The following is a 14,142-nucleotide window of genomic DNA, read 5'->3' on the forward strand; positions in this document are numbered from 1 at the left end:
ATGCGGGTCGTCATCACCGGAGGCGCAGGGTTCATCGGATCGCACCTCTGCGAGGCTCTCCTTGCGCGCGGCGACGAGGTGATCTGTGTCGACAACCTCGCGTCCGGACGCGTCGACAACATCCGTCACCTGCTCGAGTCGCCGAGATTCCTGCTCGACGTCCACGACATCCGTAACCCACTCGCGCTCAGTGGCGAGGTCGACGCCGTCGCAAATCTCGCGAGCCTGGCCTCCCCGCCCGAGTACCTTCGTCACCCCGTCTTCACCCTGACGACGGGGTCGGTCGGGACCAAGAACGCCCTGGACCTCGCCGCCGACCGCGGAGCGCGGTTCGTACAGGCGTCGACGAGCGAGGTCTACGGAGACCCGGCCGTGCATCCCCAGCGCGAGGACTACTGGGGCAACGTCAATCCCACGGGCCCGCGCAGTGTCTACGACGAGGCCAAGCGCTACGGCGAGGCACTGGTCGCGGCATATGCGCGGGAGGGCGTCAACGCGGGAATCGTCCGCATCTTCAACACCTACGGGCCGCGGATGCGTCTCGACGACGGCCGCGTCGTGACGAACTTCATCACTCAGGCGCTGCAAGGTCGGCCGTTGACGGTGTACGGCGACGGGAGCCAGACCCGAAGCCTCTGCTACGTATCGGATTTGGTGCGTGGATTGATCGCGATGATCGACAATCCCGTGCCCGGGCCGATGAATCTCGGTAATCCGCAAGAGATGACGGTGCAGCAGTTGGCCGAGCTGACGCGGGACATCGTCGGCTCGACGTCGGCGATCGAGTACCTGCCGTTGCCGCAGGACGACCCCACGCGTCGACGGCCCGACATTCGCAAGGCGCAAACCGAACTCGGCTGGAACCCGTGCGTGGACGTCACCGAGGGACTGGCGAAGACGATCGAGTGGAACATCGCCAACGGTGCTCGGAACGGTCACCTGGTCGATGCCTGACGCCATCCAGGCGGACGAGGTGGGGCGCCACCACGCACCCGACGTCGATGATTCCGCGACGGATGCCGAGGAGTTGCGGGCATACCTGTGCGAGCTCTCCGGCGGGCACGTCGTGGACGTGCGCCCGTCGGGCCCTGTCTTCGGGTCCCTCCCGCCTCGTCGTAGCCCGGGTTCCGACATCCTGCCGCCCGCACTGCCACGGAAAGCCAGGCGCGCGATCGCGGTCCTGACCGCCGGTTGGCTGCTCACCTTCGTCGGATTCACGTCGTGGTGGCTGCTGCCGGCACATCGCATCGCGGTGTTCGGCTTCCTCCTCAACTCGGTTCTGCTGCTTGCGGTGCTGTCACTGTCGATCTACTTCCTGCAAGCCGTCAATCGGATGCGACGCGTCGATGCACGAACTCCCGTGCCCGATGTGCGGGTTGCCATGATCGTGACGAAGGCGCCGTCGGAGCCGTGGCCGCTGGTACGCACCACTCTCGAGGCGATGCTCGCTCAGGACTATCCGGGCGACTACGACGTCTGGCTCGCCGACGAGGATCCGGGTCCCGAAACCGTCGCGTGGTGCACCCGTCACGGTGTGTCGATCTCGACGCGACGGGGTGACGATCGCTATCAGCGGACCACCTGGCCGCGCCGGCGAAGGTGCAAGGAGGGCAACCTCGCCTACTTCTACGACCATTACGGGTACGAGGCGTACGACGTTGTCTCGCAACTGGACTCCGATCACGTTCCCGCGGTCGACTATCTACGCGAGATCGTGCGTCCGTTCGCCGATCCGGCGGTCGGCTACGTGGCGGCTCCGAGCGTGTGCGATGCCAATGCGGATCTCTCCTGGACCGTGCGGGGGCGTCCGCACGACGAGGCGATGTTCCACGGGGCGCAACAGATCGGGTTCAACGGCGACGGCACGCCGGTGTGCATCGGATCGCACTACGCGGTCCGCACGGCGGCCCTGCGTCAGATCGGCGGACTCGGACCCGACCTCGCGGAGGACTTCACGACGTCATACCTGCTCAACGTTGCCGGCTGGCGCGGTGCCTTCGCGATCGACGCCCCGGCACGCGGTGACGGACCCCCGGACTTCGCGGCGATGGTGACCCAGGAGTTCCAGTGGGCGCACAGTCTCACCACCGTGTTCTTCGGGCTCGTTCTACGCACGTGCCGGGTCCTGCCGCGCCGCCTGGCCGCGCAGTTCCTCTTCCAGTCGGGCTTCGACATCCTGCTCGCCCTCATGTCGGCCGGCGGCCTGAGTCTGTTCGCCCTCGCCTGTGCGACGCAATCACCTTGGGTGTCGGTCCATTTCGTCGTCTTCTTCGGACTGTGGTTTGCGCTGACCGGCTGGATGCTCGCGGTGAGCCTCCTGGTTCGTCGCAGTGGGCTGATGCGCCCGGCCGACGCACCGATCGTCAGCTGGGAACGCGCGCTGTACGCAGCGAGTCGCTGGCCGTTCGTCCTCACCGGGGTCGTCGTCGCCATGGTCGAGCGTGTCGTTCCGCGCACGGTCGATTTCAAGGTGACCCCGAAGGGTAAGGCCGGACCGCAGGCGTTCCCGGTACGTCTCGCCCTACCGTTCTGTGTCACGGCGGTGATCCTGGCGGCTTGTGCCAGTGCGGGTCTCGGCAGTCCGGAGGTAATCGGGTATGTCGGGCTTTCACTCCTGACAGCGTCGGCGCAGGTGCTCGTCGCAACTCTCGTCACCGTGCTGCACGCTCTCGATACCCGTCGGCGCACGGGCGTGGGCAGCGCAACAGCGATGCGCCTCGTCCGCGCCCCGTTACTGCTGTGCGCGACAACGGCCGTCCCCGTTGCGCTCGTCTGCGCTCTGTACATCGTCGAACTCGCGAAAGTCATCTGAATGTCCGCCACCTCCGATACATCGATCGGCCCGCAGCGCGTCCTGGTCACCGGCGGTGCCGGATTCATCGGCAGCCACACGTGCGTCGAACTCATCGAGTCCGGGCACGACGTCGTCGTCGTCGACGACCTCTCCGCCGGGCACGCCGCCGCCCTCGACCGCGTGCGCGAGATCACCGGTACCCGTCCGGTCTTCGAGCGTGTCGACATTACCGACGCCGCAGCCCTCGATGCGGTCTTCCGCCGGCATTCGGTCGACGCAATCATCCATTTCGCGGCGCGTAAGGCCGTCGGCGAGTCGACCGAGATCCCACTCGACTACTTCGACACCAATGTCGGGGGCACGGCCAGCCTGCTTGCCGCGGCACGCCGGGCGGGCGTGCACCGGATCGTCTTCTCCTCGTCCTGTTCCATCTACGGCAGTACCGGCGCCCACGATCTCGACGAATCCGCACCGACGGCACCGGCCAATCCGTACGCGTGGTCCAAGCTCGCGTGTGAACAGATGATCGAGCAGGCCTGCCGGTACCACGACGAGCAACGCGCGGTCAGCCTGCGGTACTTCAACCCCATCGGTGCTCACCCCAGCGGGCTGCTCGGTGAGGACCCACACGGCACGCCGCGCAACGTCGTGCCGTACCTCGCGCAGGTCGCTGTGGGCAGGCGAGAACGACTGCAGGTCTTCGGCGGCGACTATCCGACACCCGACGGATCCGCGATCCGCGACTACGTGCACGTCGTCGATATCGCTCGCGGTCACGTAGCTGCCCTCGATCACGTCGACGATCAGCCCGGCATGCAGCTGTTCAATCTCGGTACCGGGCAGGGTACTTCGGTGCTCGAGCTTCGTGCGGCCTTCGCCGCCGCGGCCGATCGTGACATCCCCTATGTCGTTGTCGACCGGCGGGCGGGCGACGTGCCGCGGCTGGTTGCGGACATCGGCGCCGTTCGTCGTGCCTGGAGTTGGAAGCCCGAATATGATTTGGCGACCATGTGCCGCGACGCGTGGCGATTCCAGAAGTCCCACCCCGAGGGATACCGCCGATGAGGAGGGATACGGCCGATGAGTACGCCGCACCAGCTGACTCGCCGAGCATTGTTCGCCGGTGGCCTGAGCCTTGCAGCCGCCGGACTGGCCGGTTGTATGTCGAACACGCCGGCCGCCGCCTCCTCGTCGCTCGGAGAGCGGCGTCCACTGCCGCCGGGACCATTGCCGGGCGTGGGCGCCTGGCAGGGTAAGGCGGTCACTGCGGGACTCCCCGATTCCGGCGCGCGCTGGTACTACACGTGGACCCCCGACCATGAGGGCATCGACACCCCGGACGGATGCGAGTTCGTGCCGATGATCTGGGGCGAACGAGATCTGAACGATGATGCGTTGCGCCGCGCGAAATCCCACGGCACGGTGTTGCTCGGCTTCAACGAACCCGATGTGCGGGCGCAGGCCAACATGTCTGTCGACGCTGCGCTGAACGCGTGGCCGCGGTTGCAACAGACCGGACTTCCGCTGGGTGCACCGGCCGTCGCAACGCTCGGCGACGTGCCCGGCAAATGGCTCGACCAGTTCATGTCGGGAGCTCGGTCACGGGGCTATCGCGTCGACTTCATTCCACTGCACTGGTACCTTTCGCCGGCGTTGCGGGCCACTTTTTCGATTGAAGCCGCGGTCGATGATCTTCGCCGATACCTGGACGCTGTCCATGCCCGCTACGGACTGCCGTTGTGGCTCACGGAATTCAGCCTCATCACGTACCAGGACGGCGCGCACGTCATGCCGCCACGCGTCCAGGCCGAATTCCTCGCCGCCGCGGCGGCGATGATGACGACGCTGCCGTACCTGCAGCGGTGGGCGTGGTTCTCCCTTCCGCCGTGGCCCGAGGGGCCCGACACCGCGCTCTACGACGCCGGCGGAAAGATCACTGCCGTAGGCAAGCAGTTCCGTTCGATCTCCTGACTGCGGGGGGAGTGGTTCTTCCGGCCTCGATGCGGTCGCGGGCCCTTCCTCGGTACTGTTCGTGCACATGAGGCTGCTCGTCACCGGCGGCGCCGGGTTCATCGGCGCCAACTTCGTCCACCAGACCGTCGCCGACCGCCCGGACGTCCGGGTCACGGTCCTGGACGCGCTGACGTACGCCGGCAACAAGTCCTCGCTGGACGCCGTGGCCGACCGCATCGACTTCGTGCACGGCGACATCGCCGACGCCGAGGTGGTGAACCGCCTGGTGGCCGACGCCGACGCGGTGGTGCACTTCGCGGCCGAGTCGCACAACGACAACTCGCTCGCCGACCCGTGGCCGTTCGTGCGCACCAACGTGGTGGGCACGTACACGCTGCTGCAGGCCGTCCGCGACCACGACGTCCGCTACCACCACATCTCCACCGACGAGGTGTACGGCGACCTCGAACTGGACGACCCGGCCCGGTTCACCGAGTCCACGGCCTACAACCCGTCGAGCCCGTACTCGTCGACCAAGGCGTCGAGCGACATGCTGGTGCGCGCGTGGACGCGGTCGTTCGGGATCCGCGCGACGCTGTCGAACTGCTCGAACAACTACGGCCCGTTCCAGCACGTCGAGAAGTTCATTCCCCGCCAGATCACGAACCTGCTCGACGGGGTCCGGCCCAAGCTGTACGGGCAGGGCCGCAATGTGCGCGACTGGATCCACGTCGACGATCACAACCGTGCGGTCTGGACGGTTCTCGAGCGGGGGCGGATCGGGGAGACGTATCTGATCGGAGCGGACGGTGAGGTCGACAACCGCACCGTCATCGCGATGCTGCTCGAGATCTTCGGCAAGGCTCCGGACGACTTCGACTTCGTCCCCGACCGGGCCGGCCACGACCTGCGCTACGCGATCGACTCGACGCGCCTGCGCACCGAACTCGGGTGGGAGCCGCGGTACCGCGACTTCCGCAGCGGCCTCGAGGCCACCGTCCAGTGGTACCGAGACAACGAGCCGTGGTGGCGCCCGGCGAAATCGGGCACCGAGGCCGGGTACGCACGCACCGGTCAGTAGGCACAGCCGGATCGAAGCCCGCAATCCAGCCACGTAGGTCCCGTCGGGGCGGTACCGTGACCTGCATTCGTGTCGGGATCTGTCACACCGGACTCGTACCGGAGGGGGCACTCTTATGGAGGCCGAACCGCACAGCCGCTCGCACCATCGTCGTCGGACCGCGCGCCGGACGCTCGTCGTCGCGTCGGCGTTCACGACGCTCACCGTCGGGTTCGCCGGGAATGCCACGGCCGACCCGGTCGCTGCCGCCCCGCCGCCGGCGTGCTCACCGATCCGGGTCGAGGGATTGCTCGCCAACGTCACCGACGCGGTGGCACCGGGTCTGGTGCTGCCGGTGCCCTGCCAGGACGCGGTCGGTGTCGGCTACGTCGGCTCGGCCGATCTGGGGGCCGGCGCGCTCGGGGCCGCCGCGGTGGCCGGTCTCGGCAGTTTGGCGCTGGCCACCGCGGACTGGAGCAGCATCGACTTCGGCAACACCGGCCCGAACAACACCGGTTCCTACAACACGGGCTCGGCCAACACCGGGTCCGACAACGTCGGATGGGCCAACACCGGGTCGGGCAACCTGGGCTCGGCGAACACCGGCTCGGGCAACGTCGGCTCGGCCAATACGGGGTCCGGCAACGTGGGGTCGGCGAACACCGGTTCGACCAACCTGGGCTCGATGAACACCGGTTCGGCGACCTACGGCTCCCTCAAGACGGGCATCGGCTCGCTGGCCGCCGGCTCGCTCGGCATCGGGACGCTGAGTTGAGGCGACGGTCACGCGCGCCGTCGTCGAAGCGGGAGGGGGCAGGCCTGGGTTGATATTCTTCCGACTCGGGTGGGCGCTGCGTTCCGCCACGAATGTCGGGACAATGCTAGGAGCAGAATGAGCGAGTCGGCGTCGGTTGCACCTGTGGACGGGGACGCGGCGACAGCTCGCGGCGCGCTCGCCGAACAGCGATCCTCGGGACGACTCGTGGTGCAGCGTGGTGTCTTCTCCGGTCCCACGCCGCGGGTCAAGGACGGGATGTACGCGCGGATCGCATCCGGGTCCGGGCACCGCGAGCGCTTCGCGCTCCACCTCGACAAGGGCGCCGTCGCGGACACCGACACGTACTTCGGGCGTTTCGCCGCCGCCTACTACCAGCGCTGGACCACCGTCGACGTGGTCGAGGTCCGGTTCGCTCACACCGCGTCCGGTCGCGGACGCGCCCTGCTGTGCGCATCCGACTCCGGCGGCAACGTGCGCGTCCTCGAGACCGTCGACGTCGACGGAGACGGCGCTGCGACGATGTCCGCGAAGCTCGACGCGTTCCTCGACGGTGGCTCGCTGTGGCTGCAGTTCGCCGCGATCGACGGCCGACTCGAGGTGCGCGATCTGGAGTGGACGGTGGCGGCCCCGTCGGTGATCCGCCCCGCCGCCATCGCGATCTGCACTTTCAACCGCGCGGACGACTGCGCCCAGACGGTTGCGGCCATCGCCGGCGACGAGGGCATGACGGCCGGGATCGACGCGGTCTACGTCGTCGACCAGGGCACCGACCACGTCTCCGACCGGGAACTGTTCACCGAGGTCGAGAAGACGCTGGGAGACAAGCTGGTCTACATCCGACAGCCCAACCTCGGTGGCGCGGGCGGCTTCACCCGAGGCATCTACGAGGTGTCCGCGGTCAACGAGCACGCCAACGTGATCCTGATGGACGACGACATCCTGTGCGAGCCGGAGACGGTGCTGCGGATGAACGCGTTCGCGAACGTCACCACGGAGCCGATGCTCGTCGGCGCGCAGATGCTCTACCTGATGAACCCGCAGAACCTGCACGTCGGTGCCGAGCAGGCGGACCTGTCGAAGCTGAAGGCCGGTGACTGGGCAGCGAATTCGCTGCACGACGCGAACATGCTCAAGCGTCGACAGAACAAGCGTGTCGACGCCGGATACAACGCGTGGTGGTCGTGCCTGATCCCCGGCGAGGTGATCTCGCGGATCGGTCTTCCCCTTCCCGTGTTCTTCCAGTGGGACGACATCGAGTACGGAATCCGCGCTCGCGCAGCAGGATTCATCACGGTGACCCTGCCGAATGCCGGTGTGTGGCACGCGGACTTCCACTGGAAGGACCGCGACGACTGGGCCAAATACTTCAGCGTGCGGAACTCGCTGATCGCCTCCGCCCTGCACAGCGACTTCGACACGAAGGCGCTGAGTGTGTCCGTGGGGCGCGAGATCTCGCAGTTCCTGGTGTCGATGCAGTACGGCCTCGCGCACACGATGCTGCGCGGCATCGAAGACTTCCTCGCCGGCCCCGAGGTGCTCGAGGACGGCGGTCAGGCGGTGCTCGGCGCGATCCGCAAGGAACGCTCGCGCTTCCCCGAGACGGTCAAGCATCCCGCCGGCGCGATCCCCGGCGTCCGGTCCGCGGATCTGGTCACGCAGATTGCCGGCCCCGAGCCCGACAAGGAGCGCGAGGACCTGGTCCTGGCCAAGCGTGCCGCGATGCAGTGGCTCGGACGCACGCAGCATGGGATCGCGAGCATCCCTGCGTCGGAGTCGCATTGGTGGCACGTGTCGCTGTTCGACCATGCCGTCGTGACCGACGCGTCGCAGTCGGGCGTACGGGTGCGTCGCCGCGACAAGGAGGCCGCGAAGGAGATCACTGCGCGGATGGCGAAGGTACTCAAGCAGTTCCGGGAGCAGGGTTCGGACGTCCAGCGCCGCTACCGCGAGGCGGTGCCGCGGCTGACGAGTCGCGAGAACTGGGAGCGTCTCTACGGGAAGTGATCCGACGCAGGATCATTCACGCAGCCGAACCACGACCTGCTCGTTGTTCGCGGTGTACGAGAGGTAGTCGAACTCGACGCCGGTGCGGGTGACGAACTCCGTCCACGCCCGGTGCTCGTGGCTCTGCCACCCCGGGTAGTTGAAGTACTCGTCGAACACGAGCACCGAGCCGGGCACCAGGCGGTCGCCGATCAGCTCGAGCACCGTGCGGGTCGAGGAGTACAGGTCGGCGTCGAGGTGCGCGAAGGCCACCGGGCCGGGGTGGTCGGCGAGGAAGCCGGGCAGGGTGTCCTCGAACAGGCCCGACACGAGCTGCGCACCCGGCACCGACGGCATCGACTGCTGCGCGAACTCGCCCGCCGGGAACCCGGTGCGCCACGCCTCGGGGAGGCCCGTCCACACGTCGAATCCCCACACTTCGTGTCCTGTGGCACACAGTGATTCGGTGATGATCCGCAACGTCGTGCCGCTCGCGACGCCGAACTCGAGCGCCAGGCCGTCGACCTTCACCTGGTCGAGCGCGTACCGCAGCGTCTCGTGCGGGTGCCAGAACACCGGCGCCTTCGACATGTGGTCGAGCACGAACTGGGCGCTCTCGGCGGTGGCGCGGATGTCGAGCGCGTGCGAGATGTCGCGGCGGGCGCGCTGCTCGAGCTCGTCGAGGCGTTCACTGACCGCGGCCACCTGGCCCCGCGTCTCGGCCAGTTCGCGCAGCACCCGGCGCATCTCGCCGTTGGTCGCCGACAGCTCCGCCAACAACTGGTCGTGCCGGTTCTCGTGCTCGATCCGCGACTGACGGTCGGAATCGCGGACCACCTCCGCCACCGCCCGCTGCATTTTGAGCCGCGCAGATTTCCGGAATCGATCGAACATCCGTGTAGTACCCCTCTCACGTGTGAGCGTCGAGTCCGCTCCCATGCTGCCAGGGTTCGAGTGCCCGTGCCGGGGTGAAACTCGGGGTGACCCGAGCGGGGCCGTCAGGGCCGCCGGAAACGCTCCCGACGTCCCAGCCCGCGCAGCCGGACCCATTCGACGAAACCCTTGGGGTCGCGACGGCTCACGAGGAAATACCAGCCGAACCGCGCGTACTCCTGCGGCAGCAGCTTGCGCATCCCGGGCTGCGACATCAGGTAGCCGCGGTTGCGGTACGTGAAGAAGCGCTTGGTCTCGTTGTCCGGATACTGCGTGTGCATCCGGCCACCGAGGATCGGCTTGAACTCGTCGGCGCCGTCCGGGTGCAGGTACGCGGTCTGCAGGCACGTGCCGAACGGCAGGCCGGAGCGGACGAGCCGACGGTGCACCTCGACCTCGTCGCCGCGGACGAACAGGCGCAGGTCGGGCACGCCGACGGCGTCGATCGCCGCCGCCGAGAACAGCGCGCCGTTGAACAGCGACGCGATACCCGGCAGCAGGTCCTCGTCACCCAGTTCGGAGCGCCAACGCTTCCACTCGACACCGCGGCGCAGCGGGAACGCCAGCCGGTCGGGCTGGTCGATGTCGCACACCACGGGGGAGACCTCGGCCAGGTTGTGCCGCTTTGCGCAGGAGAGCAGCGTCTCGAGTACGTCCGGGCCCTCGGGGCGTCCGTCGTCGTCGGCCAGCCATACCCAGTCGGCACCGAGCGACAGCGCGTACAGCATGCCGAGCGCGAAGCCACCGGCGCCGCCGAGGTTGTGCTTCGAGCCCAGGTACGTGGTCGGGACGTCGGCACTCTCGACGAGGTCGCGCACCTCGGCCTCGTCGGCGTTGTCGACGACGACGAGATGGTCGAGCGGGCGGCTCTGTCCGGCGAGCACCTTCAGCGACTGGGCGAGCAGTTCACGACGCTTGTGGGTGACGACGACGCCCACGATCATCTCGGTCACGAAGCGCGCTCCTCGTCGGCCCGCTCGCGTTCCATGTCGGCGATCACCTGTCGCACGTGATCGGCGGCGTCGTCGCCCTCGTACGCGCGCACGACGTCCTCGATCTCGCCGTGCATGCGCACCTGGCCGTGGTCGATCCACATCGCGCTGTCGCACAGCTGCGCCAGGAACTCGTTGGAGTGGCTGGCGAACACGAGGATGCCGGAGCGTTCGACGAGCTTCTGCAGCCGGATCCGGGCCTTCTTCATGAACTCGGCGTCGACGGCGCCGATGCCCTCGTCGAGCAGCAGGATCTCGGGGTCGATGCTGGTGACCACGCCCATCGCGACGCGCACCCGCATGCCGGTCGAGTACGTGCGCAGCGGCATGTTCAGGTACTCGCCGAGCTCGGTGAACTCGGCGATCTCGTCCATCTTCGCCAGCATCTGCTTGCGCGTCTGCCCGAGGAACAGGCCGCGGATGATGATGTTCTCGTAGCCGGAGATCTCCGGGTCCATGCCGACGCCGAGGTCGAAGACCGGAGCGACCCGGCCGCGGACGCGGGCGCTGCCGCGGGTCGGCTCGTAGATGCCCGCCAGCAGCCGCAGCAGCGTCGACTTGCCGGCGCCGTTGTGGCCTACCAGTCCGACGCGGTCGCCCTCCTTGAGGGACATCGTGATGTCGCGCAGCGCCTCGACGACGATGACGTCGGAGTCGGTGCGACCGATGGTGCCGCCGGCCTTGCCGAGGAACGCCTTCTTCAGCGACCGCGACTTGGCGTCGAAGATTGGGAAGTCGACGCACGCGCTGCGTGTCTCGATGCTCACGTTGCTCGTCATGAGTGACCCCTTAGACCCAGTAGGCCACGCGGGCCCGGTACTTGCGCAGCGCGAACAGTGCGAGCGCCCAGCCGACGACGGTGAAGGCCAACACGATGTACCAGTGGTAGGCCTGCTGGTCCGCGCCGATCATGGGTGCGCGGATGATGGCGAGGAAGTGGTACAGCGGATTCAGCTCGGCGATCCTCGCTCGCTCGGCGACCTGCCCGCCCTGCTCCTTGAGCACGTCGGTGGACCAGAAGATCGGGGTCAGCACGAACAGCAGCAGCGTCAGGCTGCCCAGGATCGGGGCGATGTCGCGGTAGCGGGTGGCGAAGATGCCGAACACGATCGACACCCACAGCGCGTTGAGAATGATCAGGCCGAACGCCGGAATCGCGGCCAAGTCGGTCCACGTCATGTGTCGCCACACCCCGAACGCGAACACCATGATCACGTAGATCAGCAGGTTGTGGGCGAAGAACAGCATCTGCCGCCACACCAGGCGGTAGATGTGCACGCTGAGCGCCGACGGCAACTGCTTGATGAGGCCCTCGTTGGCGATGAACACCTCGGAGCCCTCGAGGATCGATGCGCTGATGAGGTTCCACACGATCAGGCCGACGGTCACGTACGGCAGGAACGTCTGAATCGACATGCCCAACAGCGCCGAGTACAGGATGCCCATCGCGGTGGCCTGCACACCGGTGGCGATCGTGATCCAGAACGGACCGATCACCGACCGGCGGTACCGCTGCTTGATGTCCTGCCAGCCCAGGTTGAGCCACAGCTCACGCTGCGCGAACCCTTCCCGCAGGTCCTGGAACGCGCGACGGAACGTCTGCGAATCGGACACGACGGTGTCGGTGTCGGCGTCGGACGCCGGCTGGTGATCCAAGGCTGCTGCTGACACGAGTTCCGAGCCTACCGTTCGCGGTCGAGTTGCCCGCGCGACCGTGGCGTGTGCCTAGAGGTACTGGCCGGTTCCCGGCGCCGCCGAGTTGTCGTCGGACCCGTGCAGGTGGTGCTGCGGGCCCATGCTCACACCGGGCGGGAGGGCACCCTGACGCATCTGCTCGAGCTGGGCGCGGGCCGCCATCTGCTGGGCGAACAGCGCCGTCTGGATGCCGTGGAAGAGGCCCTCGAGCCAACCGACCAGCTGCGCCTGCGCGATCCGAAGCTCGGCGTCGGTGGGCACCGAATCGTCGCTGAACGGCAGCGTGAGCCGCTCGAGCTCCTCCCGGAGCTCGGGGGCCAGGCCCTGCTCGAGCTCGCGCACCGACGACTTGTGGATCTCCTTCAGCCGCGTGCGGCTGGCGTCGTCGAGCGGTGCGGCGCGCACCTCCTCCAGAAGCTGCTTGATCATCGTGCCGATACGCATGACCTTTGCCGGCTGCTCCACCATGTCGGTGAGCGCGTCCTGCGCGTCCTGCTCGGTGCCGTCGGCCGCACCCTCGGCGCCGTCGGCGCGGTCCCCACCGCGACCGATCGGTACGGGGTGACCGTCGGGTCCGATCACGAGCACGCGTTCGTTCTCCGGTTGCGTCATGGCTCCATCTTGTACGTTTCGGCGTCGCTTTGCCGAGGGTGGGCCGGTGGGCCTGCAAGTAACGTGTGCTAGAGCACGTTCCGAAAAGTCGGATCTGACTCACACGGTGTTGACAGTGGGACTTAGAGTGTCCGTCATGGCTTACGACGTTGCCCGGGTACGGGGACTGATCCCGTCGCTGGGCGATGGATGGGTGCACCTCGACCCGCAAGCCGGAATGCAGATCCCAGACGCGGTTTCGCGCACGGTCTCGACGGCCTTCCGCGGGTCCGCGTCGTCGTCGACGGGTCCGCACGTGTCGTCGCGCCGCAGCGCCGCGATCGTCGACGCCGCGCGCGAGGCGGTCGCCGACCTCGTCGGCGGCGATCCCGCGGGCGTCGTGCTGGGTGCGGGCCGGGCGGTGCTGTTGGCGTGGCTGGCGGAGTCGCTCAGCTCTCGACTCGGGCTCGGCACCGGAATGGTGCTCTCCCGGCTCGACGAGGAGGCGAACGTCGCGCCATGGCTGCGGGTTGCGAGCCGGTACGGCGCGCACGTCCGGTGGGCCGAGGTGGAGATCGAGACGTGCGAGCTGCCGAGTTGGCAGTTCGAGGAACTGGTCCAGCCGACGACCCGCCTGATGGCGCTCACCGCGGCGTCACCGGTCGTCGGATCGGCGCCGGCGGTGCGCGTCGCGGCCGACCGCATCCACGAGGTCGGCGGCCTGATCGTGGTCGACGCGATCGGCGCCGCACCGTACGCGCACCTCGACATCCACGAGCTCGGCGCGGACGTGATCGCCGTCAGCGCGCCGGCGTGGGGCGGCCCGCAGGTCGGCGCGCTGGTGTTCCGCGATCCGTCGCTGCTCGACCGGATTCCGGCGGTCTCGCTCAACCCGTACGCGCGCGGTGCCGAACGCATGGAGGTCGGCGGCCACCAGTTCGCGCTGCTCGCCGGCCTGACCACGTCGATCGACTTCCTGGCCGGGCTCGAGGAGGCCGCGACCGGCACCCGCCGCCAGCGCCTCGAGACGTCGATCAGCTCGCTGCAGGCCTACCAGGACCAGCTGTTCGACTACCTGATCCGTTCGCTCGAATCGCTGCCGCAGGTGACAGTCATCGGTCGGTCCCCGATCCGGGTGCCCACGCTGAGCTTCACCGTCGCCGGTGTGCCCGCCGACAAGGTGGCCGCGCACCTCGCCGACAACCGCATCGCCACCGTCGGCGGCACGCAGTCGGGGCACCGCCTGCTCGACGCACTGGGTGTCAACGACGAGGGGGGCGCGATCACCATCGGTCTCGCGCCGTACACCACCCGCTACGAGATCAACCAGCTCGTCCGGCACCTGTCGACGCTGGGCTGAGCC

The 14,142-nt window shown here is 68.0% G+C and carries 13 protein-coding genes; 8 read left to right on the top strand and 5 right to left on the bottom strand.

Translation table 11 applies throughout. From position 1 onward, the window contains the following. The 7 genes from ACQ5DX_RS25030 (at position 1) to ACQ5DX_RS25060 (ending at position 8,589) form a co-directional block, all read left to right on the top strand. Entirely contained in the window at positions 1-954 is a 954-nt protein-coding gene (locus ACQ5DX_RS25030; RefSeq protein ID WP_430335167.1) for a UDP-glucuronic acid decarboxylase family protein, read from the top strand. Next, positions 947-2,812 (top strand): glycosyltransferase family 2 protein, encoded by a 1,866-nt coding sequence (locus tag ACQ5DX_RS25035; RefSeq protein WP_430335168.1) that lies wholly within the window; start codon positions 947-949, stop codon positions 2,810-2,812. Before ACQ5DX_RS25030 ends, ACQ5DX_RS25035 begins: the two co-directional genes overlap by 8 nt. Further along, positions 2,813-3,859, top strand: coding sequence for a UDP-glucose 4-epimerase GalE (galE, locus tag ACQ5DX_RS25040; protein ID WP_430335169.1), 1,047 nt, complete (start codon positions 2,813-2,815; stop codon positions 3,857-3,859). A 15-nt stretch (positions 3,860-3,874) separates the two neighbouring features. Further along, positions 3,875-4,765, top strand: a complete 891-nt coding sequence (locus tag ACQ5DX_RS25045) for a glycosyl hydrolase (protein ID WP_430335170.1) — start codon at positions 3,875-3,877, stop codon at positions 4,763-4,765. 67 nt (positions 4,766-4,832) lie between these two features. Then, positions 4,833-5,828, top strand: coding sequence for a dTDP-glucose 4,6-dehydratase (gene rfbB, locus ACQ5DX_RS25050; RefSeq protein ID WP_430335171.1), 996 nt, complete (start codon positions 4,833-4,835; stop codon positions 5,826-5,828). A 115-nt stretch (positions 5,829-5,943) separates the two neighbouring features. Further along, positions 5,944-6,582 carry a pentapeptide repeat-containing protein gene (locus ACQ5DX_RS25055; RefSeq protein ID WP_430335172.1) on the top strand — a complete coding sequence of 213 codons (639 nt, stop codon included), beginning with the start codon at positions 5,944-5,946 and terminating at the stop codon, positions 6,580-6,582. Between the two features lie 117 nt (positions 6,583-6,699). Continuing rightward, entirely contained in the window at positions 6,700-8,589 is a 1,890-nt protein-coding gene (locus tag ACQ5DX_RS25060; protein ID WP_430335173.1) for a glycosyltransferase, read from the top strand. Between the two features lie 12 nt (positions 8,590-8,601). On the opposite strand, the gene ACQ5DX_RS25065 is transcribed toward ACQ5DX_RS25060, so the two are convergent. The 5 genes from ACQ5DX_RS25065 to ACQ5DX_RS25085 all read right to left on the bottom strand — a co-directional run bounded on the left by ACQ5DX_RS25065 (position 8,602) and on the right by ACQ5DX_RS25085 (position 12,800). Next, positions 8,602-9,462, bottom strand: a complete 861-nt coding sequence (locus tag ACQ5DX_RS25065) for a class I SAM-dependent methyltransferase (protein WP_430335174.1) — start codon at positions 9,460-9,462, stop codon at positions 8,602-8,604. A 104-nt stretch (positions 9,463-9,566) separates the two neighbouring features. Further along, positions 9,567-10,445: a galactofuranosyltransferase GlfT1 gene (glfT1, locus tag ACQ5DX_RS25070; protein WP_430335793.1), complete on the bottom strand. Its 879-nt coding sequence runs from the start codon at positions 10,443-10,445 to the stop codon at positions 9,567-9,569. Between the two features lie 5 nt (positions 10,446-10,450). Further along, positions 10,451-11,272 carry a galactan export ABC transporter ATP-binding subunit Wzt/RfbE gene (wzt, locus tag ACQ5DX_RS25075; protein ID WP_430335175.1) on the bottom strand — a complete coding sequence of 274 codons (822 nt, stop codon included), beginning with the start codon at positions 11,270-11,272 and terminating at the stop codon, positions 10,451-10,453. Positions 11,273-11,282: 10 nt separating this feature from the next. Then, complete coding sequence (gene wzm, locus ACQ5DX_RS25080) at positions 11,283-12,164, bottom strand: galactan export ABC transporter permease subunit Wzm/RfbD (RefSeq protein ID WP_430335176.1); 882 nt, start codon at positions 12,162-12,164, stop codon at positions 11,283-11,285. Positions 12,165-12,218: 54 nt separating this feature from the next. Next, positions 12,219-12,800: a bacterial proteasome activator family protein gene (locus ACQ5DX_RS25085; RefSeq protein ID WP_430335177.1), complete on the bottom strand. Its 582-nt coding sequence runs from the start codon at positions 12,798-12,800 to the stop codon at positions 12,219-12,221. 136 nt (positions 12,801-12,936) lie between these two features. On the opposite strand from ACQ5DX_RS25085, the gene ACQ5DX_RS25090 reads away from it, so the two are divergent. After that, a complete protein-coding gene (locus ACQ5DX_RS25090; RefSeq protein WP_430335178.1) occupies positions 12,937-14,139 on the top strand; it encodes a cysteine desulfurase-like protein in 1,203 nt (400 codons plus the stop codon). Positions 14,140-14,142: the final 3 nt, after the last annotated feature.

The sequence above is a fragment of the Rhodococcus sp. ACT016 genome (assembly GCF_050477185.1).
In the GTDB taxonomy this organism is placed as follows: domain Bacteria; phylum Actinomycetota; class Actinomycetes; order Mycobacteriales; family Mycobacteriaceae; genus Prescottella.

What these genes read in the sequence shown, in the direction of transcription:
- ACQ5DX_RS25030 (WP_430335167.1), top strand. Translation starts at nt 1, where the DNA reads ATGCGGGTCGTCATCACCGGAGGCGCAGGGTTCATCGGATCGCACCTC.
- ACQ5DX_RS25035 (WP_430335168.1), top strand. Translation starts at nt 947, where the DNA reads ATGCCTGACGCCATCCAGGCGGACGAGGTGGGGCGCCACCACGCACCC.
- galE (WP_430335169.1), top strand. Translation starts at nt 2,813, where the DNA reads ATGTCCGCCACCTCCGATACATCGATCGGCCCGCAGCGCGTCCTGGTC.
- ACQ5DX_RS25045 (WP_430335170.1), top strand. Translation starts at nt 3,875, where the DNA reads ATGAGTACGCCGCACCAGCTGACTCGCCGAGCATTGTTCGCCGGTGGC.
- rfbB (WP_430335171.1), top strand. Translation starts at nt 4,833, where the DNA reads ATGAGGCTGCTCGTCACCGGCGGCGCCGGGTTCATCGGCGCCAACTTC.
- ACQ5DX_RS25055 (WP_430335172.1), top strand. Translation starts at nt 5,944, where the DNA reads ATGGAGGCCGAACCGCACAGCCGCTCGCACCATCGTCGTCGGACCGCG.
- ACQ5DX_RS25060 (WP_430335173.1), top strand. Translation starts at nt 6,700, where the DNA reads ATGAGCGAGTCGGCGTCGGTTGCACCTGTGGACGGGGACGCGGCGACA.
- ACQ5DX_RS25065 (WP_430335174.1), bottom strand. Translation starts at nt 9,462, where the DNA reads ATGTTCGATCGATTCCGGAAATCTGCGCGGCTCAAAATGCAGCGGGCG.
- glfT1 (WP_430335793.1), bottom strand. Translation starts at nt 10,445, where the DNA reads ATGATCGTGGGCGTCGTCGTCACCCACAAGCGTCGTGAACTGCTCGCC.
- wzt (WP_430335175.1), bottom strand. Translation starts at nt 11,272, where the DNA reads ATGACGAGCAACGTGAGCATCGAGACACGCAGCGCGTGCGTCGACTTC.
- ACQ5DX_RS25085 (WP_430335177.1), bottom strand. Translation starts at nt 12,800, where the DNA reads ATGACGCAACCGGAGAACGAACGCGTGCTCGTGATCGGACCCGACGGT.
- ACQ5DX_RS25090 (WP_430335178.1), top strand. Translation starts at nt 12,937, where the DNA reads ATGGCTTACGACGTTGCCCGGGTACGGGGACTGATCCCGTCGCTGGGC.